The organism is Acaricomes phytoseiuli DSM 14247, from assembly GCF_000376245.1.
In the GTDB taxonomy this organism is placed as follows: domain Bacteria; phylum Actinomycetota; class Actinomycetes; order Actinomycetales; family Micrococcaceae; genus Renibacterium; species Renibacterium phytoseiuli.
Map to the genome: position 1 here is coordinate 12,276 of NZ_AQXM01000062.1, position 18,043 is coordinate 30,318.

The following is an 18,043-nucleotide window of genomic DNA, read 5'->3' on the forward strand; positions in this document are numbered from 1 at the left end:
CCCCGAACGCACGCATTCCTCCGAAGGAGAGAAGCACCATGAATTCCACGAACAGCCTGAACGGGATCACCGTCAACGGGATCACCCTGACTTCGCCGCCCATTCCTCGCCAGGATGAAATCCTCACCCCGGAGGCGCTCGACTTCATCGCGGCTCTGCACCGGGCCAGTTCCGGGCAGCGGCAAGAACTCCTGCAAGCCCGGCAACTGCGCCGCCAGCAGATCGGCAATGGCGTGGACCCCCGATTCCTCCGAGAGACTTCCGCCATCCGCGAGGATCCCACTGGCGAGTAGCGCCCCCGGCACCGGGCCTGCAGGACCGCCGCGTCGAGATCACCGGCCCGGTGGACCGGAAGATGACCATTAACGCACTCAACTCGGGGGCGAAAGTCTGGCTGGCTGATATGGAGGACTCCTCCACACCCAGCTGGCAGAACGTCATCAACGGCCAGCTCAACCTGATCGACGCCCTCGAGCGGAGGATCGACTTCACCTCCCCCGAGGGCAAAGAGTACAAGTTGGACGCAGAGAACCCGACCATCGTGGTCCGGCCGCGCGGCTGGCATCTGCCGGAGAAGCACCTGCTGATCGACGATAAGCCGGTGGCCGGCGGTCTAGTCGATTTCGGTCTCTACTTCTTCCACAACGCCCAGCGGCTGATCTCACAGAGCAAAGGCCCGTACTTCTACCTGCCGAAGATCGAGAATCATCTGGAAGCCCGGCTCTGGAACGATATCTTCGTACTCGCTCAAGACCTGCTGGGCATCCCACAGGGCACGATCCGGGCGACCGTACTGATCGAGACCATCACCGCGGCTTTCGAGATGGAGGAGATCCTGTACGAACTGCGGGATCACGCCTCCGGGCTGAACGCCGGGCGCTGGGACTACCTGTTCTCGGTGATCAAGAACTTCCGCACCCGGGGCCCGCGGTTCGTGCTGCCGGATCGCAATGAAATCACGATGACGGCACCGTTCATGCGGGCGTACACGGAGCAGCTGGTCCGCGCCTGCCACCGGCGCGGCGCTATGGCCATTGGGGGCATGGCGGCGTTTATCCCCAACCGGCGGGATCCGGAAGCCAACGAAACCGCCTTGCAGAAAGTCCGCGCGGATAAGACCCGGGAGGCCGACGACGGCTTCGACGGCTCCTGGGTAGCGCACCCGGATCTGGTTCCGGTGGCGATGGAAGTCTTCGATGCGGTACTGGGCGATCAGCCGAATCAGATCCACAAGCAGCGCGAGGACGTCACCCCGGACGACAAAGCCCTGCTGAGCATCGCGGAGACGGAAGGGGCGATCACCGAGACCGGCGTGCGGATGAATATCGAGGTGGGCATCCGCTATATCGAATCCTGGCTGCGCGGTAATGGTGCGGCTGCGATCCACAACCTCATGGAGGATGCCGCCACCGCGGAGATCTCGCGTTCGCAGATCTGGCAGTGGATCTACTCCGAGGCCATCACCGATGAGGGCGAAGTCATCACCGAAGACTGGGTCCGGGAGCTGACCGAAGAGGAGTTCGGCAAAATGGAGCGATTCGAGGGAGATCGCTTCGATGAAGCGCGGGAGATCTTCGAGGAAGTCTCCCTCGGCGAGACCTTCCCGACCTTCCTCACGGTACCCGCCTACGCCCGGTACCTGTGCGGTTCACCGGAACGGGAGCTCGCCGCCGCGGTGTGAGGCCGATACCGATAAGATTCCTCTGAAATCAAGGGGACAGACAGACGCAGGGTGCTGACAGGAACTCCCCGATCAGCACCCTGCGTCTTGTCTTGATGCTTCCGGTAGTTTGTCGAGAAAGACGCTGGCCATACCGTGATAGGAGCACTGGGAGCATCATTTCGATCAGGTCACTATCGAGGGCCCCGAGCAGGTGGTCACGGTGGCGGACGCCCCGCATCGGCTCGGCTACACCTGGCACACGATGACCGATGAGTTCCGCGGCATGCTGGGGCTCACGGAAGAAGAATTCGCCCCGCAAGTCGCAGAGCAGCGCTCCGCCGTAACCTTCGAACTGGAGCTCCCGGGTGATTGAGTGAAACTGACCGTCACCCATGACGGATTCGAGGTCGGTAGCGCGATCCGGGAAGGCGTCTGCGGCGGCTGGCCCTCGGTGATTTCGAGCCTCAAGAGTCTCTTGGAGACGGGCGCTGCCCTCCCGATGGGCTGAAGCTTCCACTGATTCGCTGAGCTGGGTCAGAAGCTACTCAGCCCATAAGAGCTTTTGCTGACGGAATCCGGTAAAATGTCCGCATGCCCCGGATCATCGCCTCAAGTAACGCCGAGCAGCGCGAACTCACTCAGCGCAAAGTGCTCGACGCCTTCGGGGAACTGCTCTTCAGCCACGGCCTACCCGGCCTGACCATGACCGATGTCGCACGCCGCGCCGGCGTGGGGCGCACTGCAGTCTACAACTACTTCGCAGACCTGGAACAGCTTCTGGTCGCTTACGCCCTCGATGAGACGGGACGCTTTCTGGAAGGCCTCAAAAAGGAACTCGGCCGGCTGAACAATCCCGTGGATCAGCTGACCTGCTACGTCCGGGCGCAGATCGAAGACCTCTCCAAGCGCCACGTGCCGCCGGGGCCGACCATACGGTCCGTACTCTCCGCTGAGTCCTTCGCGAAACTATCGGGCCACGTAGGCGAATTGAGCGCGCTACTCCAAGACATCCTGGAACGCGCGATGGCCGAAGGCTACTTGCCGCAGACGGATGTGAACCAGCTGGCGCAATTGATCCACGGCTCGCTCACCGCGAATATCTCCCGCAGCCCTCAGAGCGAGGCGGTCCCCGAACTATCCGCCGAACAGCAGGAGCAGATCGAGGCGACCGTCCGCTTCATTCAGGCTGGAGCGGGAGCGCGCTTCGATGAATCGGGTAGGCCATTGTTCGTGCATGCAGCGGATGAGTCCATCGACGGTGCGGCTTAATTTCCTGAACGCCTAAGTTGTAACGTTCCCGTTCCGGGGGTGGCGCTTCACACAACGAAGGCCACCCCCGGAACGAGCGCATAATCTTTGGTGGGAATATGCGTGAACGGCGAATGCCGGCCAGAAGCCCCCCTCAATATCTGCTACTGATCGACATTCAGGTGTATCCGTAAGAAGCAGATCATGACGCAGTTTTTCTAAAAATATCCAAAAGATTTTAGCGCTCGTCGAGATTGAGCACTCGTGCGTGCAGCAGGGCTCGCTGGTGCAGTGCAGTGCGCACCGCTCGGTGCAGGCCGTCCTCCAGATACAACGAGCCTCGCCACTGCACCACATGCGGGAAGAGATCACCGAAGAATGTGGAGTCCTCGGCGAGTAGCGCCGCAAGGTCGAGCGTACTCTTCGTGGTGATCAGCTCATCCAGCCGAACCTGGCGTGGGGGAACAGCAGCCCAGTCCTTGGGGCTGCGCAGACCGTGCTCGGGATACGGCCGCTGGTCTCCTACTGATTTGAAGATCACATCTACTAGCGTAGAGAACCTGGAGCTATAACGCAGATCGTGTCGTGCCGAAGCGGCATTTTGTGGCCGAATGGTTACTTAGCAGAAGCGAAGGAGAGCCCGATGCGAACGCTTGACCGGATCTTGGAAAAGGATCTTGCCGGAGCCTCAGCACGGGAAAGCGCTGAGCTGAGGCTGAGTCATCTGGGGCTCAGCAATTACACGGTGTCTGATGTTTTCGCAGCCGTTTCCACTGCTCCGAGCCGAGCGGTTCGCAGCGGTCATATCGGTAACTGGGAGACGATCTGGGCCGGCCAAGCCGGGCTACTCGATTACAACCGCTACATCTGCCGGGATCTTCGGCTCGGGACGCCGGTGGTTCACGCCCATACCTTCACGGAAACGCTCGCAATGGACGACGGTGACACCATCTATCTGCCAGCCGGCCAGGTGCATCAGAAGAGGTACCGCCGGTTGCCTGTTTTCATCAAACGCGGTCAGCGGTTCATCGAGACCAGCCCGGATGAAAGCATCTGCGCCGCATTCGCCTATGTGGAAACGGGAACCGGGATAGCCCCGCTCATTCAGTCCCGGGCCGAAGAGCTGGAAATGTTCGATGAAGCCACGACCATTCCCACGATCCTCTGCGACGACCCGGAGCTTCTGCACCGGGCGCTGACCGCTCTGGTCGATAAAGCGCTGAATTCCCCGGGCGAGCTCTCGTTGAAGCAAGTCTTCGGTTCGAGCGTGAGCTATCAGGGCAAACGCGGTGCCGCACCGGAGGTTATGGGCTCGGAGTTCATTGTCTCCGGCACCCGATACGGTTCAATCGGTGATCTGGTCGAGGCTACGATCTCCGGCTTGCGCTTCGGCGCGCTCGATCACCCAGAGACGCATTCCGTCCCGCACCCGGAAGATCACTATCTCCCTTTGCTCGGCGCTACCGCACTACTGTGCCTCTTCGCTTATATCGACTGCTTTCAGACGAAGAGCCCGATTCATACGCATTGGGGAGCGGTCAGCATGGCCGGGTGCCCGCCAATCTCCGGCGGGTACTTCAGCCGGCGGGCGAATCGCAGGACGCTGCGGCAGATCAGCAATGCGCTGGCAGGACTTGAAGAAATTTCCGCCTCTCCCCACTTCACTCTGCTGCCCGCGCCGATCTTATCTCTTCTGCCGCCGGCCGAGTTCGATGTCGATTGCGCCTTAGCGGACAGCTTGATGAATTCCGTCCGTGATAGCACAGGAGCCTCTGCACCTGACGCGCAGGTTGCAACAGAAGAGATCAGGAGCATCGTCCAGAAGTGGCTCAATGAACACAGCGGAGATCTGGATCCGTATTATGTAGACCGATTCCGGATGACTCGGAGCGTATTCAGCGGAGCCGCTGACGGCCCTGTGGATGGCACCCCGCATAGTCCCGCCGCACTAGGATCACTGACCATGCGTCAGGCCAGTCTCCTGCTAGGCGTGCTCATGGAAGAGTCGAAAGGTCTCAGTGAGAGCCGGCCCCCGCGTCAGCGGCACGGATCAGCTCAGCACAGCGCTCCCCGATCATCATCGTGGTGATATTGGGGTTCACCGTCGTCAGCTCGGGCATCACCGAAGCATCAGCCACCCGCAATCCCGCGACGCCCTTGACCCTCAGCTGGGGGTCAAGCGGGGCGTCCGGATCATCGGTGGCGCCCATCCGCACCGTCCCGGCGGGGTGGTACACCGTATTGTGGGTCCGGCGCAGATAGTCGGCGATCTCCTCATCGCTGCGCGCCTCCGGCCCCGGGTAGAGTTCCGCACCCGCCCAGTCCGCGAGCGCCGGCTGCGCAACGATCTTCCGGGCTTCCCGGATCCCGGCGATCATCACGCGCATATCGTGGCCCTCCGGGTCGGTGAAGTACCGGGGATCCACCATGGGCTTATCCCGGTAGTCGCGGCTGCGCAGCCGGACGGTACCCCGCGAGCGAGCGTGCGTGACATTCGGGGTGAGGCAGAAACCGTTCTCCGTGCTCGGGTAGCCCTGGCGCACCGTGTGCATATCAAAAGGCACCGAACCGTAATGGAACATGAGGTCCGGCCGCCCGGCATTGGGCTCCTCCCCGAAAGAAGCCTGCTCGGTCTGGGTGAAGATGCCGATCTCCCACCACTGCACCGACTCCTGGGGCATCGGCTGCTTCGCCTCCCACTGGATCACGCCTTCGGGGTGATCCTGCAGGTTCTCCCCGACTCCGGGGGCGTTCACGAGAACCTCGATGCCGTGCTCGCGCAGATGCTCCGCGGGCCCGATGCCGGAGAGCATGAGCAGCTTGGGCGAATCGATCGCCCCGGCGCTCAGCACCACTTCCCGGCGGGCGGTGAGCTGCTGCGCCTTGCCGAAGGCGTTGTCGACGACTTCAACACCGGTGCAGCGCTGCTGCCCCTCCGCATCCACGGCGAAGGTCAGCCGCTTGGCCCATTTACCGGTCAGCACGGTGAGGTTCGGCCGCGCCCCGGGTTCCATAAGCGGGTGCAGATAGGACACCGAGGAAGAGGCTCGCGTACCATCCGCCTGGCGGTTGACCTGGAAGAAGTTAGCGCCCTTGACCACTGTCTGCCCGGAATTGAACCGGGCACGGGGAATCCCTGCCTGCTCGCAGGCGTCCAGCAGCGCCACCCCGCAGGCATCGGCGGCCGGGATGGTCATCAGGTGCACCGGGCCCGTCTGGCCGTGCTGGCCGCCATCGGCCATCGGCTCTGCATCGTCATTGCTCTCCAGCCGGCGCAGCACCTCGAACATGGCCTGCGCGTCCCAGCCTTCGCAGCCGAACCGCTCCGCCCAGTCGTCGAGGTCCTCGCGCGGCGGCCAGAAGGCGATGCAGGAGTTGTGGCTGGAACAGCCGCCCAGCACTTTCGCCCGCGCGTGCCGCATGAAGGAGTTGCCGTGCGACTGCGGTTCAACCGGGTAATCCCAGTCGTAGCCGGATTCGAGCAGTTCCATCCAGCGGTCCAGGCGCAGCACTTCGTCCAGGCCGCGATCATCCGGGCCGGCTTCGATGAGCGCCACACTGCTCTGCGGATCCTCGCTGAGTCGCGCCGCGACCGCGGCACCTGCCGAGCCGCCGCCGATCACAAGGTAATCGAATTCTGTTCCCGTCACTGCCGCTCCCCTACTTCGCTGCCGCTTGTGCCGCTGCCCCGTGTTCGGGAAACCAGCCCGTCACCGCAGGGTCGATGTTGTGATAGATGTGCTTGGCCTCGCGGTATTCGTCGAGCCCCGTCGGCCCCAGCTCGCGGCCCACCCCGGACTGCTTGAACCCGCCCCATTCGGCCTGCGGCAGATAGGGGTGGAAATCGTTGATCCAGATCGTGCCATGCCGCAGCCGTGCCGCAGCCCGCTGGCCCTTCCCGGCATCCTGCGTCCAGACCGCACCGGCCAGGCCGTAATGCGTATCGTTGGCCAGTTCTACGGCTTCGTCTTCACCGTCGAAGACCTCGACCGTGACCACGGGGCCGAAGGCTTCGTCGACCAAGGCCGAATCCCCTCGGCTGACCTGATCGAGCACGGTGGGCAGGTAGTAGTAGCCATCGGCCAGCTCCGCTGTGTCCGGCGCTTTCCCGCCGCAGCGCAGCCGCGCCCCCTCAGCGAGCGCGGTCTGCACGTATCCGGCCACTTTCTCCCGGTGCGCTTCGGAGATCAGCGGCCCGGTTTCCGCGGCCTCGTCGAAGGGGCCGCCCAGACGGATCTGCTCGGCGCGTTTCACTAGTCGGTTCACGAAATCCTCGGCGACGGGGCGTTCCACGAGCAGTCGGGCGCCCGCGGAGCAGACCTGCCCGGAGTGGACGAAAGCAGCGTTGAGCGCGTTATCCAGAGCGGCATCGAGATCAGCATCGGCGAAGACGATATTGGGATTCTTGCCGCCCAGTTCCAAGGCGACCTTTTTCACGGTGTTCGCAGCCGCCGCGGCAATGATCCGGCCGGTGGCCAGGCCGCCGGTGAAGGACACCAAGTCCACGTCCGGGTGCTCCGCCAACGGCGCGCCCGCCTCCGGGCCGGCCCCGAGCACCAGATTGGCGACACCCGCAGGCAGGCCAAGGTCCTCGAAGAGGCGCATCATCAGGATCGCGGTGTGCGGGGTGAGCTCGCTCGGCTTGAGCACGAAGCTGCATCCGGCGGCGAGCGCCGGGGCCATCTTCCAGGCCGCCTGCAGCAGCGGATAGTTCCAGGGAGCAATGAGCCCGCAGACGCCCACAGGCTCGTAGGCGACCCGGCTCACTACGGTCGCGGAGCCGGCATCGACGATGCGGCCTGCATCCTGGTCTGCGATCTTGCCGAAGTACTCGAAGCAGGCGGCGATGTCATCCATATCGATCCGGCTTTCCACCAGGCGCTTGCCGGTGTCCAGACTCTCTGCCCGGGCGAAGTCCTCCCGCCGCTCGCGCAGACCTGCAGCGACCCGGAGCAGGAAGTTGCCGCGCTCCCCGGCCGGCACGGAGGACCAGACTCCGCTGTCGAAAGCCCGGCGAGCTGCCGCGATAGCGGCTTCCGCATCAGCACGCGTGGCTTCGGAGACCTCTGCGACCAGAGTGTTATCCGCTGGGCAGTGGATAACGCGGGTTCCGCCTTCAGCGGCGGACACCCACTGCCCGTCGATGAAAAGGGTTCTGATGCCGGTGGTGTTCATCCTCGCTCCTTGTAAAGATTTCCCGAATCAATACTGCCAGGCCTTGACGGGGCTTGGTGTGAGGCAACTCTGGGAAAGGCAGCGGAAAGACTAGCGAGGCGATTGAGCCGGAGCTAGCCTGCTCTTTGCAGCTGAGCGCTGTGTGACCGCGTAACAAAACACTAAGTCTTATTCTTAAAATCCACGATTGGATTACAATCAATTACACTTTTAAATGTATTTATCATGCCCAGGGGTCGCTTCCCAAGCTCCAGCTACCCCGCCTGGCCCGACAGCGAAAGATACCACCGTGCCCGAAGGAGTTATTCAAGCCTCCCTGATCCGCAGATCGGCGGCTTATATCCTCGACCTTCTGATCTTCGCGCTGCCCGTCGCCGTCAGTGCCGTACTGGTCTTCACCGAGGGGTTCAGCCCACTGGTGGGCCCGGGCATCGTGGGCTTGACGATCCTCGCCGCGACCGGAGTGTTCTACGCCCTGATCCTGGTGACCATGCTGACCCATAGCGGGCAGAGCCTCGGCAAGCGGATCACCGGGCTCCGCGTCGTCTCGGCAGAGACCGGCCACCCCGCTAAGTTCAGCGCCACACTACTTCGAGGGGCAGCGTTCTTCGGCGGCATACTCAGCCTGGCAGCCGGGCCGCTCCTGGCCTGGCAGCAGCTTCGCAAGAACCCATCGGACGAGACGAGCTGGCAGCACAAACTCGGCGGAAGCACCGTTCTGGATATTAGGCAGGGCGTGGACCCGCTCAATATTGAACCCGCCTACTATCCGATATATCCAGAAGAGTGGGTCAGCCCCGAGGCCCAGGCGAAGCTCAACACCTACCCGCCCGCACCCAAACCGTGGTCCGCCGCCTACCGCACCGGTGAAACAGCACCCGGCCCAAAGGCTGCGGACGCCCCGGGCGAAGATCCCCAGCGAAGTTCAACGCCCAAGGAACACCAGCCGGGCACAGCCAGGCCCGCATGGCTCATCCCCGGCCTGCAAGCCGTAGCGAGCTTCGTGATCATCGGAGCATTAGCCACCAGCGCCGCCTGGACCTCGAACGCCCTGCAGCCGAGCATCCACCTCGACAGTCCGACCGACTTCAGTGCCGTTGCCCTGGCGCAGCAGAAGGTGCCGCTGGCCGCCAGCGTCCCGAGCGGGTTCCCCGGCTTCGCTGATGGCCCCACCTGGCAAAGACAGCTCGGCGCAGCGGCCAGCGCCGTTTCCACCGAAGCCGGGACTTTCATCTTCGACAACCGGAAACTGACGATCCTGGATAACCGCACCGGCGAGACCATCAATGAACTGCCGCTCGACGGAGATGTCGCCTTCACCCAGGAAACCCGACTCGGTGAAGAAGCCGGGCTCATCTGGCGCAGCGGCAATCAGCTCTACGGCTGGGCCCCTTCCATGGGTGAGTCAGCTGCGGTTGCGATGGATATCGACACCGATGCCCAGGTCAGCGCTGCCGGGACGAACATCCTGGTGCAGAACGACGAGGGGAAGTTCTTCACTCCCGACACCACCGGGCTGGTTGAAATGACCCACCCCGAGGGGGCCTTCGCGCGAAGTGTCGATGACGGGAAACTGATCAGCACGAGATCCAGCGGCACGCTGACCATCAGCAGCCCGGACGGAAAGGACCGTCAGGACATTCCGCTGAATGCCCCCCAAGAGAATCTGCAGTTCGTCGACTGGGTGACTGCAGGCCACGGGCTCGCAGTAACACTGTGGTCCGCCTATCCGAACAGCAGCGATGCGAACAGCCCGATCACAATCTCGACCTACCGGCTGACCACCGGCGAGCTGCTCTCTAGCTTGGAGGTGACGAAGTCCAGGGTCGACGAAAACCCCTCGTGGAACCGTGGCAAAGGCTTTGTCTGGGCATCTTATGCTGGATATGCTTATAATCTATCCAATGGATTACCAATCCAGGACATCACTGCGCAGAACATCAAAGTTTCAGACATATTAGGCAACGGGATCATCGGCGAGCTTTCCGAAGGAACCGTCTTCCTACAAGAGGAGAAGGCAACACTGTTCTCCGGAATAGTGCCGTTGGCGATCGCCCAGGACGGCATCGTTCTCATCTCCACAGACAGAGAGCTGCAGAGGTTCACGCCTTGACCCGGTCGCCGACTAGCCCGCACGGAATCCAATGGAGGAAATCAGTCGTGAAACGAGAAACCAAGATCATCAGAGGGAGCTTAGCGGCGCTCGTCATCGGGGGCCTGGTTGCTCTGCCTGCCGTGACCGCGCAAGCAACCGAAGCTCCGGTGGACAAGGCCCCAGCCACCAGCCACCAGCCATCAGTCGGCACTGATCAACCAGCCCCGGGCCAGCCGGTCACTCCGGAAACCGCTACCCCGGCGGCTTCCCCTGAAACCGTGCACACTGCATCTCAGGAGAAAGTCCAGGCCGAGACTCCAGCAGAGCAGCAACCCAGCGCTCCGGCCACCCCCACGCCGGCATCAGATCCGCGCCCATCAGCAGCCCCGGAGTCTCCGATAGCAGAGGCGACCACCGTAAAAGTCAGCGCAGACAAAGCCGCTATCGCTGCCGGAAAGACCCTGACCGGTGCCATCGAGGGCCTGGGTGCAGATCAGCACGTCACCGCATCGCTGGTCTCCACAGATAACTCAGCCGATAAGCCCGATGACCTGCTGTGCACCGTCGCCCCTGGCGCCCTGCGACAGACCATCAGCTGCGACATCCCGCAGGATCAGGCCCCGGGAACCTACCGGCTCACAGCGACATACCAGGATGCGGATGAGCAGTCGGTGACAACGTCATCAGACGATATTCAGGTCTACCTCTACGACCCTCGGATCAGCGGCCCCAATCTGCCGGTTTCCCCTGGAACCAGCATCAGCATCAAGGGCAGCGGCTACCAACCCGGAAGCACGCTCCAGATCGCCACTACCTTTTACCTGACGGGCGGCCAAGCTGCGGTAGATCAGGACGGAAACTTCACTTTCGAACTGAAGGTGAGCCCTTTCGCACCGGAAGGCGAATATCCGGTGACGGTCACCGACCCGGCGACGGGAATTCAGCAGCAGCTGACTGTCTACGTGCGCAAGGGCAATGCCACCCTCCAGGTCGAACAGGACAGCGGCCAAGCCGGTTTCAGCACCACGGTGAGCGGGAGCGGCTTCTCCGACAACGACACCCCCTACCCGGTGGACCTGAAAATCTACGATGCGGACGGCACCTCGGTGCTAGCGGTACTGGCCAGCGGCGTAGAGATTTCGAACGGCGTACTACCCGGAACCCTTGTTCAGATCCCGGCTTCGGCTACTCCCGGCCTTTACCAGATCTCGGCCGTAGCCAATGCTGAAAGCAGCCAGACGAGCGACCTGCGGCTGGCCGCCACCTGGATCGCGGTCTTCCCGCCCAAGGAGACCATCGTGACGCCACCGGTTATTGTTACTCCGCCACCGGTGGTCATCATCACACCACCGGTGACTACACCAACGACAACGCAGCCGACGCAGATCCTGCCGCCGAGCCCCGCACCAGCACCGGCGCTACCGCCCCTGGCGCACCAGCTAGGTGCCATCGGCATCAGCAATCCCTTCAGTGCAGTGGCGGACCGGCTGAACCGGATTCCGGACTTGAACTCCTCGACCCCGTCGCCCAACCCCCAGAGCGGCGGCTCGATCAGTGCTGACCCGACGCCGGAAGGGAATTCTTCTGCGACACCCCAGGAGGAGACAGCCGCTATCAACCAGGCTCAGTCATCCCAGGAGATCTGGCCGATGGTTCTGGTGGGCCTCATAGCGATCGTTCTCGGGCTCGCCCTGGGCTATTTCCTCGCACTTGCAGGACGGCGGCGCAGCGCAACGTAAGCCGAGCCGGTTTCTCTCGAGCTAAGAGGGCGGGAGTGAATCACTCCCGCCCTCGCGTGAAGACTCAGCCGAAGGGTACTTGCACCAGATGGAGCTCCCCGTCGTCAAGGCGGACCAGAGCCCGCCCTGCGGTGGAGACCTGGGCGAGGGTGTTCTTCGTCAGCGAGGCACCGATCATCGCACCGTGCATCATCGATGAAGGCGCAAGAAGCGCCCCGTTCCGGTTGTTCTTGAGGTCGACTTCCCAGCCGCTGAAAATACTGCGACCGAAATCATCGATATTCGCCGCGGCTATCAGCCCGGACCCTGCATTGGAACAAGTACGCAGATACTCCTTGAACCAGCCCCGAACCCTGTCATCCTGGATCAATTCAGCATCGTCAATCACCAGGACCGTATTCCCGGTTCCCGCCGGGAGGTGCTGCTCAAGGCGCTCTGCTGATAGCTCAGCAGCATTGAGCACCGCCTTCACTCCGGCCCGGCCCGCCAGCCCGCTCACAGGAGATCTCCGTGGCGCCAGTATTACCAGCTCTACTGCCTGGCGCAGCAAAGACTCAGCCATCGCCCGCACCATAGTGCTCTTCCCGCTTCGCGGCGGCCCCGCGATCAAGAAGCTGGGCGTGCCATCGCCAAGACTCGCCCCCAGCGCGGTCAGCTCATCCCCGCCCACTCCGAGCAGCGCCCAGAGCCGGGAATCAGTGCTTTCCCGTTCAGACCAGGCCTCCTCGAAACTGAGGGAAGTGGGCAACGCCCCCAGCGTGAAGGGACGGTGCACCGCGGGGGTGACGGCCAGGGTCGCCCGGACGTCTTCGGCAATGGTCTTGAGCGCCTCCGCCTGAGCCTGGCCGCTGGGGTCCTGATCCAGCAGGGCGATCTGGGTCTCGATACCGCGATCAGCGGCGAAAGCCCGCCCGTCGGGGATGGCATCGGGCATTGATCGCGGCTGCAAACCGGCCATGCTGTAATCGTTCCGGTCGGAGAAGCGCAGAATGAGCTTGTCTTCGACGAGCGAGGACATGCGCGAATTCAGCAGCTGCTTATCCCCCGCGATGATGAAATGAATACCAGCGGGGGCGCCCTCGCGCAGCAGGTTCATGACCTTTTCGGCCAAGGGGCCGCTACCGGCTTCGCCTAGTGAGCTCAGAAACCCTTCCCACTGATCGAAGAGCACCACCAGGTGGGGAAGCCGGCTTGCTTCATCGGCGAACTGGCGCTGCTCAGTGATATTGGCGTAGCCGGAAACCGCCAGGATCTGCTGCCACCGGTGCAGCTCGGTGGTGATCCTGGTGAGCAGCCGGTCCACTCGATCAGCTTGCAGCCGGGTGACCACCGCACCGCAGTGCGGCAGTTTCTCGATCGGCAGCAGCGCCCCATTGCCGAAGTCCAAGCCGTAGATATGGACATCATTGACCGAGACGGAACGAGCGATGGACCCCGCGATGGTGCGCAACGTCTGAGATCTCCCGCTTCGCGCCGAGCCGCAGATGTAGAGGTGGCTGAAGGACTGCATATCAATTGATTTGGCGCGCTGCTCCTGGTTCTTGGGCAGATCTTCCAGACCGAAGGGAATCGGAGGGATGGCGCTGCTCGAGGCCCACTCCTGCGAACCGGTAGTTTCGCTGCTGGAACCCGGAAGGTCGTTCAGGGTCAGACTCAGTGGTAGCGCCGGCAACCACGGGCTGTGCTGCACAGGCAGATTCAGCTGCTCTGCGGCTTCCCGGATACTGCGGACCAGCACAACAAGATCGGTGACCTCCTCCTCTTGCCCCTGGCTCTGCTCCGATCCGACCTCGATGGGGGCGCCGAGCGCAGCCCAGGGAACCGGGATCACCTTGGGGTCGGGCAGTTCCGCTGACCGCGCACCCGGCCGGCGGCCGCCGACTCTGGCCGCTTGAAAGGGCATCAGCGCCGCCGTTCCGGAGCGCACATACCCCCGGCCGGGGTAATCCTGCGAGATCTTCGATGCGTCAGCAGCGGCCAAGATGTCCTGGCTATCCGCGGGGTCGTTGACGCGCAGCGCGATTCGCAGATTCGTGTTCGCCCGGATATCCGCTGAGATCACGCCGCTGGGCCGTTGGGTAGCCAGGACTAGGTGAATCCCCAGGGATCTTCCGCGCTGGGCGATATTGACGATTCCCGTCACGAAGTCCGGCAGCTCGGCCTTCATCGCTGCGAACTCATCGATGACGATCATCAGCCGGGGCATCGCCGGGATACTGCTGTCCCGATCGGCCAGGATGGTGTAATCCTCGATATCTTTGGCGCCAGCATCGGCCAGCAGATGCTCGCGGCGGCGGAGTTCCGCGGAGAGCGAGTCCATCGCTCGCTCCACCAGGTGCGTGTCCAGATCCGTGACCATGCCCACGGTATGCGGCAGATCTACGCAGTCTTTGAACGCCGCCGCTCCCTTGTAGTCGACCAGAACGAAAGTCAGGGCATCCGGCCGATTCACCCGTGCCAGTGATGCCACCAAAGTCTGCAGCAATTCGGACTTACCGGAACCGGTAGTGCCGCCGACCAGAGCGTGCGGACCGTCTCGACAGATATCGATAGCGAAGGGGCCATCGAGATTGACCCCGATGATCGCCTCGGTGCTGCGCCCGGATCGCGCCCAACCCAATTTGACGGCCTCTGCGCTGGGCGGTTCCATCTCTGTCACCTCAAGAAGGCGAGCCGAGGCGGGCAGGACCGCATCCGCATCGTCCCCGGCATCCCGGATAGGAGCGAGCGCCCTGGCCACCCACTCGAACCAGGATGCGGGCACCTGATCGGGCAGAACTTCGTCGATATCGTGCTCACGCTGTTGCCGGAGCGCCCAGAGCCCAGCACTGCCCGGGGCGAAGACCGCATTGTACTCTTCCGGAAGCAGCCGCTCCTCCGCGTCGAGGCAGACAGCGTAGACCCCTACCGCAGGCCCGTCGATCAGCAGCTGGGCAATACCGGGCCACGCCCTGAGCTTCCGGGCGCCATCGAGCACCACCACGATATCCGGCTCCGCGAACTCCGCAGTGCTACTGCTATTGCCCCGCAATCGCATTCGCTCCGCAATGATCTGGGAGAGCTCGCTGACCCGCTGACCGACGCTGGTGGAATCCGTACCGACGAGGCTTATTGCTTTTCGAGCGGAATCCGGCCGGGTGTGCGGCAACCAGCGCACCCATTCCCATTCCGCCCGGGCGTCGGCACTTGTGAAGAGATAAATCTGGATGTCCCGCGGGCTCTGCCTGACACCGAGCTGCGCCACGATCCATCCCGCCAGGTTGCGGACCTGGCCATCCGGGCCGCAGAGTCCGATCACTCCGCGCTGCGCCAGCGGGACGACGACCGGGATATCGTGCGCATCCCAGGTCACCTGGCGCTTATGCTCGAGCTGCTCGGGATCCTCCAGTACGACATCGGACGGAGCCGAGCTCACGCCGAGACGAATAGCCAGATGATCCGGATCCGTCCTGCGTCGTTCCCAGAGCCGGGGCGAAGGCGTCGTGGCGATCATCGCCACGGTGGCGGGATCCGGACTGAGTAAACGCTGCTCCTGTTCGAAGGCGGTCAGTACGTCTTTGGCATCGCCTTCGATACCTTTTTTATCGGTGCGGTAGATCCGCATCCGCTCCCGGAAGCCCAACTTTCCCGACTTCTTCGAAGAATAGTAATTCGCGAGCAGCATGACCGGTGACAACAACCCGAAAAGCAAGAATGCGGGGCGCTGCATGAGGATCGCGATGCCGCCGGAAAGCACCAGGGGAGCCAGCATCATCGCGATCGGCAGTGAGCGCTGCTGTTCCTCCGTAGGGATCGAGGGCAGCTTGAATTTAGTCTGCCGCGGCGGGGGGAAAAACCGGGGCGGTCGGTTGAAATCGAGCTTCCCGGATTCATCCGAATCCTTGAGTGCGGCTTTCGGCATGGGTCCGGTAGTCAGCTCGTACAAGGTGTTACCGACTCGGAGCACTCCGCCCGGCTTCCACGTGATCCTGCCCTTGACCGGTTCCCCGTCCAAGGTGAGCAGCACTCCTTCATGAGCCCTTTCCACCTGGACTGTTTTGTCTTTGTCGCTCTGCCCAGTGACCTTGGCGTCCTGGGCCTCAGCCGTGATGTCGATGACGGCAGCGACCAAGGGTATTCCGTCATCGTTCACCTGGATAATGCATTGCGCGTCGGAGCCGATGGAGGCTTTGCCCTGGGACACCACAAAGATCTTTCCCGTGCCGAACCCTCCGACGACCCGGATCTGAACCTGATCCGGATCGGGTTCCGAAGGTGCCGACGAATCGGGGGGACTGTTTTCCGCCAGAGCATCCAGCCGCAGCACGCTGCCATCTCGGATACCGGATTCGCTCCAGGTTCCATGGCCCTCGGAGCCGTTCCCAGGCGGCGAAGCCTCTGGCATCGGGATCCCGGTTCCGGCGGAAATAGAAGCCAGCACCGAAGGCATCGGCGTTTCGGGAGGAGCCTCGACAACCACATCGCACGCCGTCTGCTCAGCGGAGTCCGTCACCGTGATCTGAGTTCGCATTTCGTCCCCGTCTCTATCGGATAGCACCCCTATTCTAACAATTCATTGGATGAATTGAGTCGGGGAAACAAAAAATTTGAGGACTTTATTACTTGAACACTCTAGTGACCGCCATGAACGCCGTAAAACCAGTGAGCCCGGCCCGGATTTTCATCCGGACCGGGCTCAGTGCACATATCTCTGGCGGAGGATGGGGGATTTGAACCCCCGAGGGCGTTAACCCAACACGCGTTCCAGGCGTGCGCCATAGGCCGCTAGGCGAATCCTCCTAGCTTTCGGCCCCGCTGAACGGAACCAAAGCAGACTTCAGGATACCTGAGGCTCCCGAGGGACCGAAATCCTCGTGGAATCCACTGAAGAGGGCTGGTGAAGCAGGCCCGGTGACGCAGGGTTTATTCACTCTTCCGCGCCACCGGGTGTTTGTTCGATCTCCCGGCTGCGCGGGAGCTCCTGTAGACAGGTGCCCAGAACAGTTCATCCATGACGGAGACTCCCGGGCCCGGTATGCGTCTCAGGAGTCTCTGAGCTAAAATAAAACTCAGCCCCTCGTGTGGCGTTATCCTGTTGAACTCCCCCAGGACCGGAAGGTAGCAAGGGTAAGCGGGCTCTGACGGGTGCACGAGGGGTCCTTTAGTTGCCGACGTAGTTCCTGACACTTCCTTTTCTGTTCTTTTCTGTTCTTGGAGAGCATCCACATGGCCGGACGGTTCGCCCCTTCGCCCAGCGGTGATCTGCACCTGGGGAATCTGCGCACCGCGATTCTCGCCTGGCTCTTCGCCCGCTCCACAGGCCGGAATTTCCTGCTGCGGATCGAGGACCTTGACCGGGTTCGCTCCGGCTCCGAGGCCAGCCAGCTCCGGGACCTCGAAGCCATCGGCCTTGACTGGGACGGCCCGGTAACGCGTCAGTCAGAGCGCATGCACTATTACGAGCAAGCCCTGCAGCAGCTGATCGAGGCCGGGCTGAGTTACGAATGCTTCTGCACCAGGCGCGATATCGCCGAAGCCGCGGCAGCACCGCACGGACTCCCCGGGCAGTACCCCGGAACCTGCCGCGACTTGAGCGAGGCGCAACGGGCACGACTTCGGCAGGAGCGGCCCGCAGCCCTGCGGTTACGGGCCAGCACGGCGCATCATGCGGTGTTCGATGAGCTGCAGGGTGAGTACCGGGGAACCGTCGATGATTTCGTGATCCGACGCAATGACGGAGCGGCGGCCTATAACCTCGCGGTTGTGGTCGATGACCATCTCCAGGGAATCGACCAGGTGGTGCGCGGCGATGACCTGCTCTCCTCCGCACCGCGCCAGGCTTACCTCGGCTCCTTGCTCGGCTATCCCGCGCCCCGGTACGCCCATGTGCCCTTGGCGCTCAATCAGAACCGGCAGCGCCTGGCCAAAAGAGACGGCGCGGTCACCCTGGCTGATTCAGCCGCGGCCGGGTTCTCACCAGAGCAGGTGCGCGCCGTGCTCCTGGCCTCTCTGGGCCTGCCGGAGGGGTCTCTCGCGCAGGCTCTCACCAAGTTCGAACCAACCCAATTGCTGCGGGAAGCCTGGATCGTCCCGGCCCAGCCGATGGCTCAGGCTGAGCTCTGAGATGATTCTGTCCCTGGCACC

11 protein-coding genes, 1 tRNA gene, 1 other RNA gene and 1 pseudogene are annotated in these 18,043 nt (G+C 62.8%); 9 read left to right on the plus strand and 5 right to left on the minus strand.

The window, feature by feature from the left end:
* The first annotated feature begins 38 nt into the window (after nucleotides 1–38).
* The 4 genes and pseudogenes from aceB to C501_RS0109310 all read left to right on the plus strand — a co-directional run bounded on the left by aceB (nucleotide 39) and on the right by C501_RS0109310 (nucleotide 2,932).
* Nucleotides 39–1,681, plus strand: a pseudogene (gene aceB, locus C501_RS13035) (malate synthase A).
* A gap of 202 nt (nucleotides 1,682–1,883) precedes the next feature.
* Nucleotides 1,884–2,036 (plus strand): SRPBCC family protein, encoded by a 153-nt coding sequence (locus C501_RS14315; protein ID WP_156807716.1) that lies wholly within the window; start codon nucleotides 1,884–1,886, stop codon nucleotides 2,034–2,036.
* Nucleotides 2,037–2,171 (plus strand): SRPBCC family protein, encoded by a 135-nt coding sequence (locus tag C501_RS14025; RefSeq protein ID WP_018135353.1) that lies wholly within the window; start codon nucleotides 2,037–2,039, stop codon nucleotides 2,169–2,171.
* A gap of 83 nt (nucleotides 2,172–2,254) precedes the next feature.
* Entirely contained in the window at nucleotides 2,255–2,932 is a 678-nt protein-coding gene (locus tag C501_RS0109310) for a TetR/AcrR family transcriptional regulator (protein WP_018135354.1), read from the plus strand.
* A 217-nt stretch (nucleotides 2,933–3,149) separates the two neighbouring features.
* On the opposite strand, the gene C501_RS0109315 is transcribed toward C501_RS0109310, so the two are convergent.
* Nucleotides 3,150–3,452: a type II toxin-antitoxin system VapB family antitoxin gene (locus C501_RS0109315; protein WP_018135355.1), complete on the minus strand. Its 303-nt coding sequence runs from the start codon at nucleotides 3,450–3,452 to the stop codon at nucleotides 3,150–3,152.
* Nucleotides 3,453–3,554: 102 nt separating this feature from the next.
* Between C501_RS0109315 and C501_RS13610 the strand changes: the two genes are divergently transcribed.
* Nucleotides 3,555–5,000, plus strand: coding sequence for a DUF6025 family protein (locus tag C501_RS13610; RefSeq protein WP_018135356.1), 1,446 nt, complete (start codon nucleotides 3,555–3,557; stop codon nucleotides 4,998–5,000).
* On the opposite strand, the gene C501_RS0109325 is transcribed toward C501_RS13610, so the two are convergent.
* Nucleotides 4,927–6,561 (minus strand): GMC family oxidoreductase, encoded by a 1,635-nt coding sequence (locus tag C501_RS0109325; protein ID WP_018135357.1) that lies wholly within the window; start codon nucleotides 6,559–6,561, stop codon nucleotides 4,927–4,929. The genes C501_RS13610 and C501_RS0109325 overlap by 74 nt on opposite strands.
* A 10-nt stretch (nucleotides 6,562–6,571) precedes the next feature.
* Nucleotides 6,572–8,086, minus strand: coding sequence for an aldehyde dehydrogenase family protein (locus C501_RS0109330; protein ID WP_018135358.1), 1,515 nt, complete (start codon nucleotides 8,084–8,086; stop codon nucleotides 6,572–6,574).
* A 289-nt stretch (nucleotides 8,087–8,375) separates the two neighbouring features.
* On the opposite strand from C501_RS0109330, the gene C501_RS0109335 reads away from it, so the two are divergent.
* Nucleotides 8,376–10,199 carry an RDD family protein gene (locus C501_RS0109335; protein WP_018135359.1) on the plus strand — a complete coding sequence of 608 codons (1,824 nt, stop codon included), beginning with the start codon at nucleotides 8,376–8,378 and terminating at the stop codon, nucleotides 10,197–10,199.
* A 47-nt stretch (nucleotides 10,200–10,246) separates the two neighbouring features.
* Nucleotides 10,247–11,920 carry a COG1361 family protein gene (locus C501_RS0109340; RefSeq protein ID WP_018135360.1) on the plus strand — a complete coding sequence of 558 codons (1,674 nt, stop codon included), beginning with the start codon at nucleotides 10,247–10,249 and terminating at the stop codon, nucleotides 11,918–11,920.
* A gap of 64 nt (nucleotides 11,921–11,984) precedes the next feature.
* Here C501_RS0109340 and C501_RS0109345 read toward each other — a convergent pair whose 3' ends face one another.
* Nucleotides 11,985–16,430: a type VII secretion EssC family protein gene (locus C501_RS0109345; protein WP_018135361.1), complete on the minus strand. Its 4,446-nt coding sequence runs from the start codon at nucleotides 16,428–16,430 to the stop codon at nucleotides 11,985–11,987.
* Between the two features lie 181 nt (nucleotides 16,431–16,611).
* Nucleotides 16,612–16,699 (minus strand) — tRNA-Ser (locus tag C501_RS0109350).
* A 268-nt stretch (nucleotides 16,700–16,967) separates the two neighbouring features.
* Between C501_RS0109350 and ffs the strand changes: the two genes are divergently transcribed.
* An RNA gene (gene ffs / locus C501_RS14030) (signal recognition particle sRNA small type) lies at nucleotides 16,968–17,064 on the plus strand.
* Nucleotides 17,065–17,125: 61 nt separating this feature from the next.
* Nucleotides 17,126–18,022, plus strand: a complete 897-nt coding sequence (gluQRS, locus tag C501_RS0109355; RefSeq protein WP_018135362.1) for a tRNA glutamyl-Q(34) synthetase GluQRS — start codon at nucleotides 17,126–17,128, stop codon at nucleotides 18,020–18,022.
* Nucleotides 18,023–18,043 lie beyond the last annotated feature (21 nt).